Raw genomic sequence first — 17,290 nt, 5'->3', positions numbered from 1 at the left:
GTACCCGGGCTATGGCCGCCTCCAGGGGAGTGCCGTCGTATTCGAGTCTGCCGGTGAGGCATTCGAGGAGGACCAGGCCGAGCGCGTAGACGTCGGCGGGGCGACCCACGGGCCGGCCGAGTACCTGCTCGGGGGAGAGATAGGCCGCCGTGCCGACCAGGGTGCCGGTGGCTGTCCGGGTGGTGGCGTCCAGGCGCCGGGAGATCCCGAAGTCGGTGAGATGAGGTCGGCCGGAGGCGTCCAGAAGGATGTTGGACGGTTTGACGTCCCGGTGGATGATCCCCTCTTCATGGGCGTGCGCGAGGGCGTCGGCCAGTTCGGCACCGAGCGCTGCGGTCGCCTCACCAGACAGAGGGCTCTGTGCGAGGCGGGCTTTGAGGGTGGGTCCGTCGACGAGTTGCATGACCAGGAACGCCTCACCGTCGTGGCGTCCGGCGTCGTACGCGGTCACAAGCCCCGGATGGTGCAGCCGGGCGAGGATGACCGCCTCGCTGCGGAAGTCCTCCTCCGTGTCGAAGCCGGTGCCCGCACGGAAGATCTTTACGGCCACCGGTCGTCGCAACCGCAGGTCGAAGCCCCGGTGGACGTCCGCCGCGCCTCCCGAGCCGATCAGCGCGTCCAGACGGTAACGGCCCGCCAGAATCCGGGCGAAGCGCCCGGACGGCCGGGCGCCGTGCGCCTCACGCAACCCCACCTCGATCCCCCTGCCTCATAGAACAGCACCGCCGGACGCGGCCGCCGACCGGCCGCCAGTCGCAGGTACCCCTCCAGCTCCCGCTTGCACAGAGAAGACACATCTCCGGTGTCGTTCGTCTCCGCCGGCGTCCCGCGTTCGTCCCACCGCGGCCCGGTCTTCGCAGGTCACGCCCCTGAGACCATCCCGGCGTCCCAATGGGGGGGTGACGGGGTCCGGTTGGGGACGGGCGCTGCCAGCATGATCCGCGCCGGGGGCTCCCGGCCACTCATCAGAGGGGGAACACCAGATGGGACGAAGGACGCTTCTGCGGGGTCTGACCCTCGCCGTGGCAGCGGTCCTGCCCCTGTGCGGTTCAGCGGTCGTGCACGCGGCAGGGTCCGCCGCCACCGCGGTCGCGGTCTGCGGGCACACGAGCACACAGCCCACACTGCAGCGGGGATCGACGGGGGACGCGGCGGTCGAGGCGCAGTGCGAGCTCAACCTGGCGACGAAACCGAGCCGGTACACGCCGATCGCGGCGGACGGTTCGTTCGGGCCGGCGACGGAGACGCGGGTCAAGGAGTTCCAGCGGTGCGCCGGGCTGGGCGTGGACGGTGTCCTCGGCCCGCAGACCTGGGCGGCGCTGAACACCTGGGCCGCCGGGCCGCACACCTGCGCCACCCAGGGCACGGCGAGTACGGCGCAGTCGACCGTGTGCGGCCACACCGACACGCGGCCGACGCTGCGCAAGGGCGCGAACGGCGTCGAGGTCAAGGAGGTGCAGTGCCGGCTGAACCTGGCCATGGAGCCGTACCACTATCCGCCGCTGACCGTCGACGGCGACTTCGGGGGCGGGACCGAGGGCCGGGTCATCGAGCTCCAGCACTGCGCCGGCCTCAGTGCCGACGGCGTCGTGGGCCCCAACACCTGGGCCAGGCTGGTGGATTGGTCCAGTCGTAACACCTACTGCACTCCCCCGCGCCCGGCCGGCTACTCCATCGACGGCCTGGACACGGCCAAGTACCAGCATCCGGGCGGTGCGCCGATCGACTGGAAGGCCGTGCGGGCCTCGGGTGTCGAGTTCGCGACGGTGAAGGCGACCCGGGGCATGAACGTCACCGACGAGTACCTCGCCACCGACCTCCCGGCGGCCAGGGCGGCGGGGCTGGCCGTCGCGCCGTACCACTTCTACACGGGCAGTTCGCCGGACACGGGTGCCGCGCAGGCCGACCGGTTCATCGCCGCCGTACGCGCGACCGGCTACACCGGGCAGCGGGCGGGCGACCTGCCCCCGGTCTTCGACCTGGAGCGCATGGACGACGGCACGGGACGCTGCCCCGTCCACGGCACGGTCGCCGACATCAGGGCCTGGCTCGACCGGGTCGAGGCCGCCTTCGGCCGCACTCCGATCATCTACACCCAGAAGTCCTTCCTGGACGACTGCCTGGGCTCGACGACCGCCTTCGCCCGCTATCCGATGCAACTCGCGGACTACCGCCAGTCGATCACCCAGCCGCCGCTGCCGAACGGCTCCACGACCTGGACGATGTGGCAGTACACCGACGCCGCACTGTTCCCCGGCATCCAGGCGCCGGCGACCGCTGACGTGTTCAACGGCACCCAGGCCGATCTGGACCGTCTGGCCAATCGCTGACCCCGCCCGCGACAGGAGAACCCGTATGACCACCCGGTTCGCACGCGCGCTTCCGGTCGCGCTGCTCGTGGCCCTGGGCCTCACCGCAACCACGACCGCCTCCGCCTCGGCCGCTCCGGCCGCCGCGGCGACCTCCTGCTACGGCGGGGCGGTCACCGTGCACTACGGGGACGCACTCGAGTTCGGCCCCTACTGGACCACGAGTCGCTGCAACGACATCAACATGCGCGTCATCGGCGGAACCGCCGACTACGTCAACGCCTGCGTGAAGTTCGCGAAGTACGGCACCTGCAACCACTGGACCAGGGTCGGCCGGAGCTGGACGACCATCGCCACCGACGTCCTGGACGACAGCAAGTTCACGGTGCCCGCCGGCGTGCCCCTGGAGGGCGACGACGCCGTCATGCAGATCGCCTACTGACCCCCCTCATCCACGGAGACCACCATGATCGGCACAAGAGCGTTCGCCTCGGCCCTGTTCACCACGGCCGCGCTGCTGACGGCGGGTGTCGCGCCCGCCTCGGCGCAGCCCTCGGCCGCTGCCGCCACCAGCTGCTACGGCGGGGCCAAGACCCTGACGTACCACTACCAGGCGGCCGCCAAGGAGTACGGCACCTACACCACGACCTCGCGGTGCAACGACATCAATATGCGCCTCCTCACGGACGGACCGCAGGGCATCTTCCTGGACGCCTGTGTGGTGTTCGTCGACCACACCAGCAAGTGCAACAACGACGACGCGTACACGACGCACGGCACCGAGTGGGCCACCGTCGCCACCGACGTCAAGGACGGCACCCACTTCGTCCTGCGGGTGCACGCCTACGACATCGACGCGCAGAACGTCACCTTCCAGATCGCCTACTGACCGCGCGCCTCTCACCGCTCCCGTTCCCGAAAGGACGACCATGGCTTCCTCCTTCCGCCCCATGAAGCGCCGCACCATGCTGCGCGGCACCCTGGCCGCAGGCGCCGGCGTCGCGTTCGGCCAGCTGCTGTTCTCCGGCACCGCGCAGGCCTATTCGTGGTCGCGCACCCTGAACCAGGGCGACAGCGGCGCCGACGTGACCGAGCTGCAGATCCGGGTCGCCGGCTGGGCGGCGGACAGCGCCAGCCACAGCCGGGTCAGCATCGACGGCGACTTCGGCCCCGGTACGGCGGCGGCCGTGCGCCGGTTCCAGGCGGCGTACGGCCTCTCCGCCGACGGCAGCGTCGGGCCCAACACCCAGGCCAAGCTCAACTCCCTGGAGCAGTCGGACGGTTCCACGCTCCACTTCAACTGGAGCGAGTTCGTCAACCAGTCGGACGGCACCTTCAACGGCGGCAAGCTCAGCGCCTCGCAGGTGAAGGAGAACGTCCGCCGCTGCATGTACAAGCTGGAGGCGCTGCGCAAGAAGCTGGGCGACAAGCCGATCACCGTCAACTCCGGCTTCCGCAGCATCGCGCACAACGCCGAGATCGGCGGCGCCAGCGACAGCATGCACCTGTACGGCACCGCGGCCGACCTCGACGTGCCCGGCGTGGCCAACAAGACCGTCTACCAGAAGGCGGAGACCTGCGGGTTCTCCGGGCTGGAGACGTACAACACCGACCACCAGCACGTCGACAGCCGGGCCGACCTCGGCCGTGACTGGTGGTGGGAGAACGGCACCGTCTGACGCCGCTGTCGGGGGAGTGGAGCTCCGGGTGTCGCAACCGCGGCGCCCGGAGCTCCACGCGTCAGCTCTTCGGCGTGTTCTTGAGGGCCGCCTGGCAAGAGGGCCAGTCGTGGAAGTCGTGCCGTACGGCCCACAGCCGGTGGGCGGCCTTGATGTTCCAGTCCGGGTCGAACGCCCGCAGCGGTGTGCCGCCGAGGTCGCGCAGGCGGGCGTCGGATATCTGGAAGACGCCCCAGTTGCGGCTGCCGTTGGTGTTGGGCAGGACGTACAGCGGGTCGAGGAACGAGGCGCAGCGGGCGATGGCCACGGCGGTGCCGGGGTCCTCGACGAACACCTCCCGGATCCGCTTCGCCACCCGGTCCGGCGACCAGGTCACCATGCTCACCTTCTGCGCGTACAGCGCCTTCTTGGTGTCCTGGTCGACCACGCCCCTGGCCGTCACGCCCGCCAGCACCTGGAAGGCGGTCACCCTGCGCAGGGTCTCCGGCCCGAAGTCACTGTCGACGGCGAGCTTTCCCTTGGCCCGCACCAGCAGGCTCTGCACCTCGCGCACGCACTCGTCATGCTCTCCCATGCTCACCGTCGCGCATCCCGGGGAGTCCAGCACCCTGTCCCCGGTCGGAGCGTCACCGGCAGTGTTCTCGGAGGGCAGCCACACGAACCCGGCCACCAGCAGCACCGCGACGACGGCGGCCAGGATCGCGAGCCGGGGTGACAGCTGCCGGGGCAGCCAGGACCGTGGCGGCTCCTCATCGAGGGTGGCCGTCGGCGGCGTGACATCCTCCGGTGCGGGACCAGCCTGCACCTCCTCCTCGGCCGTGGGCTCCGGCGCGTCCCGTTCGCTGTCCGCCAGAGCCCACAGCCGGTGCAGCTCGCGCAGCTCCTCCGCGCTGGCACCGCACACCTTGGCGAAGGCGTGCACCACCCGGTAGTCCGCCGGGACGCTGAGGCCGGAGCAGTACCGATGCAGGCTGGAACCGCTGACGCCCGCCTCCTTGCCGAGGCGGTCGTATCCCCGGCCACTGCGCTCTTTCAGCATCCGCAGGTATGCGGCGAATTTCTCGGTTCGCGGAGAGGCAGCCACAGATCCCCCCTTGTTCAAGCCCCTACTGACGGGTAGAAGTTACACCGCGGAAGGGAAGTGGCGAGCCCTTTCCTGTGCGGCACCTGTCAGTAATTCCCTTGTAAATGACACCGTTTGAAAAAGCGTCAACTTCTCTCTCGCCTCGCGGAAAGGGATTTCACAGCCGAGTCCTGGAAGGTGACGCTGATCGGGCCGTGGACGGTGTGCCGGGACAGGGTGATCGTGAGTGTGCCGGTGGAGCTGTCCCAGCGGTAGTCGTGCGGGGTCAGCCGCACTCCGGTCGCGCTCACCTTGGCCGGCGCACGGGTCGTGCCCAGGACGGACAGGGTCCAGCGGCGGCTTTGCACCTGGCCGTGGAAGGAGCCCCCCGCCGGGTCGATCGACACGGTGTGGCGCGTGCCCTTGTCCTCGTACCGCACGGTCGTGGTGGCGCTGTGTCCCTTCCGCCCGGTGGTTCCGTCGTCCTCGTACAGGCGGTACGAGCCCGACGCGCCGGAGGCCACGGTCAGGGTGACGTCGGTGAGCGGGTTGCGGTCGTCGTCGGTGACGTCATGGGTGCGGGTCGGCAGGATGCCGCCCGCCCTGACGAACACCGGCATGGTGTCCAGGCCGGTGGTGACGTCCTGGGTGGTGCCGCCCTGGTACGTCCGGCCGGTGAAGTAGTCGGTCCACCGGCCGGGCGGGAACCACACGCTGGTGGTCGCCGTCGTGCCCGGTGTCGTCACCGGGGCGACCAGGACGTCGGAGCCGTAGAAGTACTCGCTGCCGGCCGTCTCGTAGGCGCGTGCCTCGTCCGGATACTCCAGGTAGGTCGGACGGACGATCGGCACACCGGTCCGGTTCGCCTCCGCGGCCAGTGCGTAGGTGTACGGCACCAGGTTCTCACGGAGGTTGAGGAACCTGTCGGCCGACTTCCGTGCCTGTGTGCCGTACTGCCAGGGCAGCCGGTCGCTGTGGTTGCTGTGCAGCCGGTCGATCGGCTGGAACGCGCCGAACTGCACCCAGCGCGCGTACAGGTCGTCGGGGAGCTTGTGCGTGGTACGGGTCTGGCCGCCGTCGGTGTAGGTCTCCGAACCGGTCAGCCCTGTCGTGTCGTTGTGCCCGCCGATGTCGTGGGTGATGGCCGCCGACCCGGTCGCGGCGGACTCCCCCGGCGTGTAGCCGACCTCCAGCTTCAGCGTGCCCCAGGTGGAGGCGGTGTCGCCGGTGAAGTGCACGGTGGTGCGCTTGTCCGCCCAGGGTCCGGTCGGCAGCGCCTGCTGGCCGCTGTAACCGCCCGCCTGGAGGGAGCCGTAGGCGCGGGAGAGGACGAATCCGCGGCTGTCGGTCCCGCCGGTGAGGGTGGCGTACTGCTGGTTGATCCAGGCGTCCGGTGTGACGCCCCGCTGTGACGACTGGGAGGAGTCGCAGCACCAGTCGAGCCACCAGAAGTCGTTGCCCTGCTCGTCCAGGGTCCGGTGCAGGTCCAGGTACGCCTTGAGCTGGTCGGGGTCGCCGAAGTCGAAGGTGTAGCAGGTGTCGTCGACCGCGGCGGCCGCGGCGCAACCGCCCTTCGTCAGCTTGCCCTTGGCCGTGGCCTGCGCCCGGGCGAACTCCGGGTCGGAGGCGAGGATGCTCGGGTGCACGTTGAGGGTGTTGTGCAGCCCCTGCGCGGCCGACCAGTCGAAGAAGCCCTTCGGGTCGGGGAACTTGGCCGGGTCCATCTCCCAACCGCTCCAGGTGTTGACGGCCTTGAAGTCCGTGTCGGTCACCAGCACGTCCAGCGGCACGTGTTCGGACCGGAAGGCAGGAAGGATCGTGTGCTCGTAGTCCGCCGCGGTGCGGTCGATGTACTCCGAGTACCACACGCCGTACGCCCACTGCGGCAGCAGCCGGGGTGGTCCGGTCAGGGTGGCGAGGTCGGTGAGTGCCTGCTTGTAGGCGTGGCCGTAGCCGAAGAGGTAGCCGTCCTGGTAGGGCGAACCGCCGTGCGAGGGGCGGGGGGTGGCCTTCTTGGAGGCGGTGTCGTAGAGCGCCGAGGGGGTGTCGTCCAGCAGGTACCAGCCGTCCCGGTGCAGCAGACCGGGGGTGGTGACCGGGGCGCCGCCGTCTCCGTTCACGCCGTCCAGGCCCCGGCGGTAGCCGCCGAGGGCGAGGTGTGGCGCCGGTGCGGCCTGCTGTGGGGCGGCCACGGAGACGGTGTCGAGGTTGACGTGGCAGCTCGCCGCCTCGGGGCAGTCGAGGGTGACGTCGTTGTCGCCCGCCTTCAGGGCGACGGGTACCGAGGCGGTCGCCCAGGTGTCCCAGTCCTGTGTGGCCGGCAGTGCCAGGGGGGCGGTGGCGCTGCCGGCGGAGACGGAGGCGGTACGGGTCTGGTGGAGGCCGTCGCTGCCGGTGCCGTTGGCGTACCGCACTCGCAGCGTGTAGGTGCCGTCGGCCGGAACGCCGACCACATGGGTGGTCAGGCCCGCGCCCTTGTTGAGCTCCGCGACGAAACCGTTGCCCGCGTATCCCGTGTGGTCGGTGGCGCTGACGGCACCGCCGCCGATCCTTCCGGCTTCCGCCTCGCAGCTCGTGCCGAGCAGGCAGTCGGTGATCGCCGTGCTGTCGACCGGCGGATAGGCGTCACCGGGGTGCACCAGGGCGACGCTGTCGACGTTGACGTCGCCGCTGTCCGAGGCGGTCCGGGTCAGAGCGATCGTGTGGTGGCCCGCGGTCAGGTCGAGGTGCGCGGTGGCCAGGGTCCAGGTGTCCCAGTCGGCCGTGGTCGGCAGGGTCACCGTCCGTGGCTCGCCGCCGTCCACCGAGAGGGTCAGCGTTCGGGTGCGGGTCTGGCCGTCCGCGCCACGGGAGTTGGCGTACCGCAGGCCGAACTGGTACGCACCGGCCTGCTTGACATCGATGTCGGCGGATGCCGAACTGCCGGTGCCCTCGAAGCCCGCGGCGAAGCCGGTGCCGGTGTGGCCGGCGTGGTCGGCCGCCACGGACAGCCCGTTCAGCTGAAGGGTCTCCGCCTCGCACAGCGCGCCGACCTCGCAGGTCAGCCGCTGCCACGGAGTGGCGGTCACCGGGGTACCGCCGGCAGTCAGGTGCACCGACAGGTTACGGGCGTTGAAGGGCCCGGAGCCCACCTGGTAGCGCAGAGTCAGCGCCCTCGTCCTGATGGTCAGCCAGCCTCCGGAGGTGCCGGCCGTGTAGGCGGCCGGGTCGAAGCCGCCGCGCCCGATCGCGTTGAAGGTGGGGGCATCGGTGAACTCGCCGTCGCCCGCGTACTCGGTGCGGATCAGCGTCGGCGAGAGGATCTCGAACCGCGCGTCCCCCGACCTGACCGTCGGAATGCGATGCCCCTGCGAACTCCTGGCCGACGCCGGCGGGGTCCCTGTCAGCGTCGCGGCGGCGATGGCGAGAGCGGCGACCGCGCCCACCTGCCGCCGTAGGGATCCGAGCCGTCGTCTCTGCGATGCGGCTGCCATGTCAACTCCGTTTCCCTGCAAGCCGGATGACACCTACGTGCTCGCGTTGGGTGTGCGAGTGGCGCGAGGGTATGTCGTTGACAGCGGTGCTGATAAGACCTCGTTCAGGTCGGTGTCGGACGGTCGGCCGGCCCCTGTTGCGAAAGTCCTGCCGTCCGCCCGGAGGGCGGGCCCTGCGACATCATGAGGGCCCCTGCGCGAGGTTGTCGCAACAGTCCCTACCGCACCACCCGGTGGCGGAGGTAGACGAAGCGGGAGCTGAAGGTCCGGGTCTCGACGAGTTCGAGGTCCACCCGGCGCTCGTGGCGGGGGAAGAACGGAATGCCTCCGCCGACCAGTACCGGGTAGACGATCGCGCGGTACTCGTCGATCAGGCCCGCGGCGGCGACTTCGGCGGCGAGGGTGGCGCCTCCGATCGCGATCTCGCCCTCGCCGGGCTCGTCGCGCAACCGTTCGATCTCCTCCGCCACGCTGCCGGAGGCCAGGCGGGCGTTTCCCTGCACCGCCTGCAGGGTGGAGGAGAACACCACCTTGGGAAGCGGCTTCCACAGCGCGGTCCACTCGAGCTCCGCCTCGCCGAGCGTCGGATCCTGCTCGGCCGTCTCCCAGTACAACATCGTCTCGTACAGCCGTCGTCCCATCAGGTGGACGCCGACGTCTCGGATCTCGTCGATCCAGAAGCGGAAGACGTCCGGGTCCGGCGCCGTCCAGTCGAAACGGCCGTCCGGTCCGACGATGTAGCCGTCGAGCGACATGCTCATCGAATAGGTCACGCTGCGCATCAGAAGTCCTCCTCGGTGACGGGACCGAGACTAGGGCCGCCCGGAGATCATTTCCTTGAGAGACATCAGGACGTGCGCGTTTTCCCGGCTCGGACTCCTTCGCCGACGGCTCCCCCTACGGTCAGGACGGCGTTTTGTGCTATCCAAGAGGTGTGCGGTGAGGGATCTCGGGGCTCGATTCGCACGTACTCGGGAATGCCTCTCCGGCGTGTGCCGGAGTCAGCGAGCTGAGTGAGCCGCATGGACCCCACATCCTCCTCTTCGCCCGACTCGCCGTTCGACATGGTCAGCGGCGCCCTGGCGGACTACGTCCCCCGGGCGGGAGCCATGGCGGCCCGGAGCCCCGCCGGTCCGCAGAGGGCCCGTCGCGGCCAGGGACCCGCGGGCGAGAGGCGTGAGGGCGGAGGTCAGGAACAGATCCTCGCGGTGGTCAACCTCGACCGGAGTCTGACGATCACCAGCTGCAATCTGGACGCGCCCCCTTTCGCCGGTGTCAGCGCCGCGCCGGGCACGGCCTTCTCCGCGCTGCTGCCGCCCGAGGACGTACCGACCGTCACCGAGCGGCTGCGCAACGTCATCGAGACGCAGGAGGCGCACGTCGCCCGGGTCCAGCGCCTGCGGCGGGACGACGGCACCGACCTGGTGGTCTCGATGAGCATCCTGCCTGCCGCGGCGTCACCGGGCGGACTGACGGTCTCCCTGATCGCCATGGCCAGACGGCTGCATCTGTACGCCTCCGCCGCCGCGATCGGGACGTCCCTGGACATCGGCGAGACGGCGCAGTCCCTGGCCCAGTCCCTGCTGGCCTGGGGTGACGTGGCCGCCGTTGACTTCGATTTCGCCGTGTGGACGGGAGAGGCGGTCATCGAGCAGGCGCACGAGCGCATCCGGCTGCGTCGGGCGGCCCTGGCGCCGGACCGGGCCTGGCCCGAGGGGTATCTGACGCGCGGGGACAACCTTCCCCGCGAGGCGAGCCGTCTGCTGGTGGGCGCGGTGACGCGCGACGACGTGCCGCAGGCCGTCGTCATTCCCGACCGTGCGGCGATCGAGCGGGTGCTCGGCGATCCCCGGCTGGTGCGCGCCCTGGTGCCCGGCAACCTGCCCGCGAGCGTGGCGTGCATACCGCTGGTGGTCAGCGGGCCGGAAGGCACTCCGGGACCCATCGTGCTGGGGGTGACGGAGGTCTGGCGCCGACCGGAGCATCCCTTCCGTGACAGCGAGCTGCTCGACCTGCAGGAACTTGTGGCCAAGACCGCCCGGCACGTGGATCTGGCCCGCCAGCATCAGCGGGAGCACGCCCAGGTCCTGGCGTTGCAGCGCCGGCTGCTGCCGCGGACCGGCAGCGACACCATCGAGGTCGCCAGCGTCTACCAGCCCACCACCCCCGACAGCGCGGGCGTCGGCGGGGACTGGGTGAACAGCTTCCCGCTGCCGGGCGACCGCACCGCGCTGGTGGTCGGTGACGTGGTCGGGCACGGTCTGGGAGCCGCGGCGGCCATGGGCCAGCTGAGCATGGAGGCGCGCGCGCTGCTGTCGGCGGGGCTGGGCCCGGACGAGGTACTGGAGCGTCTCGACGAGACGGTCACGCTCCTCGACGACACGGACGCGGGCCTGGCGGCGGGCTACAGCGCGCTGGGCTCGACATGCTGCATCGCGGTCTACGATGCCGTCGACCACCGCGTGGTGATGTCCAACGCGGGGCACCTGCCCCCGATCCTCGTTCACCCGGACGGCTCAGCCACCACCGTCACCGCACAGCCGCACCCCGGACTGGGTGCCGAGTTCGCGGTGCGGGAGCCGTTCGACCTGCAGTCGTTCGCCGCACCGCCCGGTTCGCTCCTCGCCCTGTACACCGACGGTCTGGTGGAGGACCCGGTGGCCTCCATCGATGAGGGCATCGAGCGGCTGAAGGAAGCGGTCCGTGAGGTGCACCCCTGGGACGATCTGCAGCAGGCCGCGCGTCGCGTGGTCGCCGAGCTGGCCCCGAAGGGACGCCTGCGCGACGACGTGACCCTGCTGCTCGCCCGTACGACCGGCCGGCGCAGCCGGGACACGGCGACCTGGCGACTGCCCGCCGCCGACGACACCGCCGCCCGCGCCCGCGCTCTGGTCGCCGCCCTGCTGGGGCGATGGGGCACCAGCGACCAGGGCCGGGACAGCGCGCTGCTGGTGATCAGCGAGCTGGTCACCAACGCCGTCCTCTTCGGCACCGGGCCCGTCACGCTACGGCTGGTCAAAGCCGGCCACCGCCTCACGTGCGAGGTCGGCGACGTGGGCAACGGCCGGCCGCGTCTGCGCCGCGCCGAACTGCTCGGCGACAGCGGGCGCGGCCTGCACGTGGTCCACAAGCTCACCACGCGCTGGGGCGTGCGGTGGACCGACGCCGGAAAGGCCGTGTGGGCGGAACTCGACGTGTAGGGCGGCTGCCGGGACGAGCGGGCGGGTCCCGGTCACCGCCTCACAGCCACTCCCCCTCCACGGCCGTGGCGGTCAGTCCGGGCGCGGCCGCGTACAGCACGGTGCGACTGCCGGATTTCTGGCCGGCGTCGTACGCGCGCCGCAGGATGTCGAGTACGGCGGCGCCGCCGCGGTTGCCCGTGGTGTAGCCGGCCCTGCTGTAGGCCAGCAGTCCCCGGGGCCAGCCGTCGGGCATCGTCTGTTCCATGTACTCCAGCACCCGGGTCCCGCCGGGATGGGCGAGCAGGAGATCGGGGTGCCAGGGGTGCGGGTCGTCCTGGTGGCGTACCTGCAGCCATGCCCACATCGCGGCGACCGTCTCCTGGACGGCACGCGGTCCACGGCGGTCCATGACGAAGTGGGTCCCGTCGGCCCGGGTGTCCAGGCGGTGCAGGTCCGTGGTCCCGGGCAGGGTGTGATGCCAGGCCGCGTCCAGGCGCAGGATCGATTCTGCTCGGGGGCGGCCGGTGACCACCGCGGCAACGGCGGTGTCCGCGAACAGCAGCCGGACGATGAGGGATTCCAGCGTGTCGTCGGCCGGCTGGTAGGTGGTGCTCAGCGCCTCGGATATCACCACCAGGACCGCGCGGTCGGGGTCCGCGGCGACGAGATCGGCGGCCAGCGCCAGCGATCGGGTCCCGGCGATGCAGGCCCACTGGGTGGCCGGCAGCAGCAACACGTCCCTGCGCAGCGGGAGTCGGTTGAGCAACGACAGGTCGAGCCCCGGCAGGGCCGGGGTGGTGGAGTTGCTGGTGATCAGGCAGTCGACGTCGGCGGGTTGCAGTCCGGCGGTCTCCAGTGCCTCGCGGGCTGCCCGCTCGCCGTAGTCCTGCACCGCAGCCCAGGCCGGTGCGGTGCGCTCCTGGACGGTCTGCTGCGCCGGTATCGCCTCCAGCGCGGCGATCACCCGGTTCACTTCCCGGTCGCTGAACCCGTCACGGGCCAGCGCCGCGCGGGCGGGCTCGACTCCTGGTGTCCGCAGGCCGCTTCCGGCGCTGGGCGCGGTGGCCGTCTCGAACGGCAGCATCCATCCGCGGGAGGTGATCCCCGTGCTCGCGGCGATGCCGTCGATGCGCGACAGCCAGGGCGCGTGCGGATGTCGGCCGCGCACCTCCGCCAGGATCTGACCGGTCTGCACGGCGTGTTCGCCGTGCAGCACAGCGGGAGGACACAGGTAGGCGCTCATATACGCCCCTTTCTCCGCACATCTTCACGGCGTTGGGCAGCAGAACCTGCCCGGATCGTCAACCCCCAGGGTCAAGACGCCGTGAGGGCACTCTACTTCGCCCCGGCGATCCATTGGCCGTAAACGAGGCAAAGGTGCCCAACTCAGGAACTCCCGCCAAAAACGCGACAGCTCCTGCCCTTTCGTCAAGGGAAGGAGCCGTCGCGTTGTGCCCGACACGGATGTCACCAGCGCGTCATGCGTGACGGTGCGAATGCCGGTTGCCCGTGACGAGGCGGTAGAGGACCAGCAGAATCAGGGACCCGACGATCGCGGCGACCCAGGTGGAGAGGTCGAAGAATCCGTCGATGGAGTCCACCCCGAAGATCACCTTGCCGAGCCAGCCGCCCAACAGGCCGCCCACGATGCCGATGAGCATGGTGACGATGATGCCCCCGGGGTCCTTGCCCGGCATCAGGGCCTTGGCTATGGCGCCGGCGAGGAGGCCGATGAGGATCCACGCGATGATGCCCACAGTGCGTCTCCGATTCGTCGCATGTAAAGGTTGTGTCAGCTCTCCGTGTGCACCGTCCGCGCTCGAACAAACATCTCTTCCACATCACGGTTCGTCAGTTCCCCGCAGCAGACCGGTCCCTGAGAACGAGACGCTGCGGGATGCCGGCTCGGCGGACTCCACACGCCGCAGCCACCAACTGGCCGTCGCGAGAAGTCCGGCGAAGACCGCCAGCAGCAGCAAGGACGTCCACATCGGCCGGCTGCCGGGAGACACCCACCCGGTCCAGGCACTCGAAGCCGCCCACAACACCACGCCCGCCGCGTACAGGGTCCGCATGCGCCGCAACTGCCTCGCTACCGGCCAGGGGGTGAAGGACTCAGTGTGCATCGCCATGCGGCGCCCAGTACCCCGGCCGAGCCGCCCTGCACCTGTGTCTCGTCCGCCGGTTCCGGCCGGGTGACTCGTGTGCCAGGGCTGAGCCGCTCCGTCGGGGGTAACCGAACCGACAGAAACGGACAAGACCCCCGCGGGAAGGAGCGTCATGCCCGGCATGATGGAGCGCATCAAACAGTTCGCCAGGAGCCCTCAGGGCCGACGCGTGACCGAACAGGCACGGCGGGCCGCCGCCGATCCGCGGCGCCGGGCCCAGGCGCAGCGCCTGTTGGGCAGGCTTCGTGGCCACCGTTGACCGGGTTCGGCGATCCCCTCAGGACGGACGTGCGCGGCGCACACCCCCAGAAAAGAGGAAGGGCGACGGTGGAAGGTTCCTCGCTCCGAGCAGTGGGCTGGGCACGCTCGCTGCCGCTGTCCAGCGAAGTGAAGGCCGCCCGGGACTGGGCACGTGACCACCTCAGGACCCTCGGGTGGACCGTCTCCGCCCCGCAGACGGTGGACGCCGTACTGCTGACGGTCTCCGAGCTGGTCACCAACGCGCACGTGCACGCGCACAGCAACGCCCAGTTGGTCATGACCTGGGACGAACAGTGTCTGCACATCAGCGTGCATGACGGTTCGAGCGATCCGCCGACGCCCCGCACCGCGAGCACCGAGCGCCTGGGCGGACGCGGCATGTTCCTCGTGGACGCCCTGGCCGACGAGTGGGAGTTCCGGCCCTGCCGCCACGGCAAGTCGGTCATCGCCTGCTTCCGATCGCCCGCGGACCCCGCGGACGGGCATGCGGGCCGAGGCCCGGACGACACGGAGAACCACACCCCTGGGCGGCACTTCACCCGCGAGCCGTGAGACGCGCTGGAACCGCGCCTGGCCGAGCCGGTTCCCGGGTGTGCGGGAGGAACCGGCTCGGCATGACGGGTCTCGGCGGTGCTCCTACTGCCCGAATCCGTAGGCGAACAGGTGGTCGGTGCCCGTCGAACCCGTCACCGGCAGCGTGATCGACGCCACCTGCTTCGACGGATCCAGCGCGAGCTTCGTGGCGAAGACGTAGGTCTTCACACTGTCCCGGCCTCCGCTGCCGGTGTCGCGGTAGGCCGTCGTGACGGCCGTGGTGTCACCCGCGATCGGCTTGCTGGAGCCGCCGTTGAGCGTCCAGTCCGAGAAGCCGACCGTCGCCGTCGACGTGGTGCCGTCCGTGTAGGTGACGGTCACGGTGCCGGAGACACCGTCGGTCGGCGCGTTGGTCGCCGCGCCCAGCAGACCCAGCGCGGCACCCGACGTACCGGCGGGCATCGGGATGGTCTGGCCGGCCATCTCCAGGTTGTCCAGCTGACCGGAGGTCACCGTCGGCCAGGTGTAGGAGATGCCGTCGACGGTGAGGGTCGAGCCGCTGGTGACGCCGGCCGCCGACAGCGCGTTCTGGGAGTAGGCCCAGCCGCCGTTGTCGAAGCCGCCGGAGAAGGTGGCTCCGTCGGGGTAGACGCCTTCGTTGGTGTTGTACGGCCACAGCGCCCCGGCCTTGGCGACGGCCACGCGGAGGGTCGCCCCGCTCAGGGCCGCGCCGGTGCCGTGGTCGGTCAGCGCGAAGGTGACCGGGTAGGTCCCTTCGCTCGTGCCCGCCGTCACATGGACCTTCGTCTCGGCGCTGCCCGCGGCGGGCACGGTCAGCGAACCGGACGCCGGATCCGCGGTGACGCCGGCGGGCGCCGTGGCCTTCCAGTCGACCGTGACGGCCTGGCTGCCGAGGTTGGTCAGAACCAGGGTGGCGTCACCGGAGGCGCCGGGCTGGAGCACCAGGCCGTCGCTGGAGGGGCCGGTCGCGGCGAGCACCCGGTTGCCGCCCGTGGTGTCCGACGGCGGTGCCGCCGACGGGTCCGACGCCCAGGAGGTGTCGGGCTGGGTGCCGAGCGTGAAGTCGAGGCTGCCCGCCCCCTTGAACTGCCCGTACGTCAGCCACGCGTTCTTCCATGCCTTGCCCTTGACGTTCAGGGACTGCACGTAGGGCGCGTCGGGCGCGGCCTGCGGTGCGTTGATCCGGACGGTCTTGCCGCCCGCGAGGGTCGCCTGGGCCACCGGGAAGACCGGGCTGCCGAGCGCCAGGGTGTCCGTGCCCGGGGTCTCGGGGTACAGGCCGAGCTCGGACCAGACGTACCAGGAGCTCATGGCGCCGAGGTCGTCGTTGCCGAAGGAGCCGACGGGAGCGTTGAAGTACAGCTTCTGCTGGGCCTGGCGGACGGCCGCCTGGGTCTTCCACGGCCGGCCCGTGTAGTCGTACTCCCAGGGGATCTCCACGCTGGGCTCGTTGCTGAGGTCGGCGTCGGTGTTGCCGGGGTTGGTGATGTCGTCGAGCAGGCTGTCCAGGTAGGACGAGTACGCCTGGTCACCGCCGCGTGCCTGGATCAGCTGCTTGAGGTTGAAGGGGACCATCGGCGTGTACTGGGCGGAGGTGCCCTCCACGAAGCCGTTGGAGGTGCCGGGGGTGAAGCCGCCCGCGAACTGGCCGTCCTTGTTCTTGGCCTGCAGATAGCCGGTCTGCGGGTTGAAGACGTTCATCCAGTCCTGGGCGCGGGTGGCGAACTTCGTGTAGACGTCCGTCCTGCCCAGGGACTTGGCGAACGCGGCCAGCGCGTAGTCGGCGGAGTCGTACTCCAGCTGCGTGGAGACGGGGCCGTAGAAGTTGCAGCAGCCGTAGTCGTTCTCGTCCAGCGGGAGATAGCCCTTCGTGTCCCGTACCGACTCCCCCGGGCGGTCGTTGTTGGGGACGGTGGCCTCGTGCTGGAGGGCGGCGAGGGCCTTGCCGGTGTCGAAGTCCGTGGCGCCGAAGGCGTACGCGTCGGTGATGATGCCGGCGGCCGGGTCACCGACCATCACATAGCTCTCGCCGTTGTTCGAGGCCCACTTGGGCAGCAGGCCCGTCTGGTCGTAGCCGTTGAGCATCGAGGTGACGACGTCGCTGGTCACCTTGGGCTCGACCATCGCCATCAGCTGGGTCTGGGAGCGGTAGGTGTCCCAGCCGGAGTAGTTGGCGTACTGGGCCTGCTGGCCCTTGGCCAGCTTGTGTACCTGGTTGTCCATGCCCATGTACTGGCCGTTGGCGTCCGAGAAGACGTTCGGGTGCAGCAGCGCGTGGTAGAGCGCCGTGTAGAACTGCGTCTGCTGGTCGGCGGTGCCGCCGCCGATCTGAAGTTTGTCCAGCACGGTGTTCCAGGCCTTGTGGTTGGCCTGCTCGACGGTGTCGAGGTCCCAGGTCCTCACCTCGGAGGCGAGGTTGGACGCCGCGTTGGCGTCACTCGTGTACGAGATGCCGACCTTCGCGTTCACCGTGGGGTCGGCGGAGGTGTCGAAGGTGAGGTACATGCCGTTCGCGCCCGTGGTGGGGGGCTGGGCGGCGTCGGCCGTGGCCGAGGAGCGGGGGGCGGTGCCGGACGTCTTGGGGGTGCTTCCGTGGAGGG

The 17,290-nt window shown here is 70.4% G+C and carries 14 protein-coding genes; 6 read left to right on the top strand and 8 right to left on the bottom strand.

Going from position 1 to position 17,290, the window contains the following annotated elements; genetic code table 11:
• On the bottom strand, positions 1-694 hold a 694-nt coding region (locus tag GRC12_RS28875), incomplete at its 3' end, for a serine/threonine-protein kinase (protein WP_308286662.1).
• 289 nt (positions 695-983) lie between these two features.
• On the opposite strand from GRC12_RS28875, the gene GRC12_RS28870 reads away from it, so the two are divergent.
• From GRC12_RS28870 to GRC12_RS28855, 4 genes are read left to right on the top strand one after another with little or no spacing between them, the layout of a single operon-like run.
• Complete coding sequence (locus tag GRC12_RS28870; protein ID WP_208782297.1) at positions 984-2,330, top strand: GH25 family lysozyme; 1,347 nt, start codon at positions 984-986, stop codon at positions 2,328-2,330.
• Positions 2,331-2,355: 25 nt separating this feature from the next.
• Positions 2,356-2,751 (top strand): hypothetical protein, encoded by a 396-nt coding sequence (locus GRC12_RS28865; protein WP_208782296.1) that lies wholly within the window; start codon positions 2,356-2,358, stop codon positions 2,749-2,751.
• A gap of 24 nt (positions 2,752-2,775) precedes the next feature.
• Entirely contained in the window at positions 2,776-3,198 is a 423-nt protein-coding gene (locus tag GRC12_RS28860) for a hypothetical protein (protein ID WP_208782295.1), read from the top strand.
• 40 nt (positions 3,199-3,238) lie between these two features.
• The gene (locus tag GRC12_RS28855; protein WP_208782294.1) at positions 3,239-3,988 is read left to right on the top strand and encodes a D-Ala-D-Ala carboxypeptidase family metallohydrolase; all 750 of its coding nucleotides are present in this window, start codon (positions 3,239-3,241) and stop codon (positions 3,986-3,988) included.
• 61 nt (positions 3,989-4,049) lie between these two features.
• Here the strand turns inward: GRC12_RS28855 and GRC12_RS28850 are convergent, their stop codons facing one another.
• From GRC12_RS28850 to GRC12_RS28840, 3 genes are all read right to left on the bottom strand, one after another.
• Positions 4,050-5,072 (bottom strand): helix-turn-helix domain-containing protein, encoded by a 1,023-nt coding sequence (locus GRC12_RS28850; protein ID WP_208782293.1) that lies wholly within the window; start codon positions 5,070-5,072, stop codon positions 4,050-4,052.
• Positions 5,073-5,197: 125 nt separating this feature from the next.
• A complete protein-coding gene (locus tag GRC12_RS28845; protein WP_208782292.1) occupies positions 5,198-8,524 on the bottom strand; it encodes a TIM-barrel domain-containing protein in 3,327 nt (1,108 codons plus the stop codon).
• 218 nt (positions 8,525-8,742) lie between these two features.
• On the bottom strand, positions 8,743-9,306 hold the full coding sequence (locus GRC12_RS28840) for a dihydrofolate reductase family protein (protein ID WP_208782291.1): 564 nt from the start codon (positions 9,304-9,306) through the stop codon (positions 8,743-8,745).
• A 240-nt stretch (positions 9,307-9,546) separates the two neighbouring features.
• On the opposite strand from GRC12_RS28840, the gene GRC12_RS28835 reads away from it, so the two are divergent.
• Positions 9,547-11,724 carry a SpoIIE family protein phosphatase gene (locus GRC12_RS28835; RefSeq protein WP_208782290.1) on the top strand — a complete coding sequence of 726 codons (2,178 nt, stop codon included), beginning with the start codon at positions 9,547-9,549 and terminating at the stop codon, positions 11,722-11,724.
• 40 nt (positions 11,725-11,764) lie between these two features.
• On the opposite strand, the gene GRC12_RS28830 is transcribed toward GRC12_RS28835, so the two are convergent.
• From GRC12_RS28830 to GRC12_RS28820, 3 genes are all read right to left on the bottom strand, one after another.
• Positions 11,765-12,949, bottom strand: coding sequence for a type III polyketide synthase (locus GRC12_RS28830; protein WP_208782289.1), 1,185 nt, complete (start codon positions 12,947-12,949; stop codon positions 11,765-11,767).
• Positions 12,950-13,184: 235 nt separating this feature from the next.
• Positions 13,185-13,463 carry a GlsB/YeaQ/YmgE family stress response membrane protein gene (locus GRC12_RS28825; RefSeq protein ID WP_133043849.1) on the bottom strand — a complete coding sequence of 93 codons (279 nt, stop codon included), beginning with the start codon at positions 13,461-13,463 and terminating at the stop codon, positions 13,185-13,187.
• Positions 13,464-13,547: 84 nt separating this feature from the next.
• The gene (locus GRC12_RS28820) at positions 13,548-13,838 is read right to left on the bottom strand and encodes a hypothetical protein (protein WP_244373915.1); all 291 of its coding nucleotides are present in this window, start codon (positions 13,836-13,838) and stop codon (positions 13,548-13,550) included.
• A gap of 363 nt (positions 13,839-14,201) precedes the next feature.
• On the opposite strand from GRC12_RS28820, the gene GRC12_RS28815 reads away from it, so the two are divergent.
• On the top strand, positions 14,202-14,687 hold the full coding sequence (locus tag GRC12_RS28815; protein ID WP_208782288.1) for an ATP-binding protein: 486 nt from the start codon (positions 14,202-14,204) through the stop codon (positions 14,685-14,687).
• 84 nt (positions 14,688-14,771) lie between these two features.
• Here GRC12_RS28815 and GRC12_RS28810 read toward each other — a convergent pair.
• Positions 14,772-17,290: GH92 family glycosyl hydrolase (locus tag GRC12_RS28810; RefSeq protein ID WP_208782287.1), on the bottom strand; the 2,519-nt coding region annotated here is incomplete at its 5' end.

It is taken from the genome of Streptomyces griseorubiginosus, from assembly GCF_017614965.1.
Classification (GTDB): domain Bacteria; phylum Actinomycetota; class Actinomycetes; order Streptomycetales; family Streptomycetaceae; genus Streptomyces; species Streptomyces griseorubiginosus_B.
This window is presented reverse-complemented; position numbering and strand designations above follow the sequence as displayed.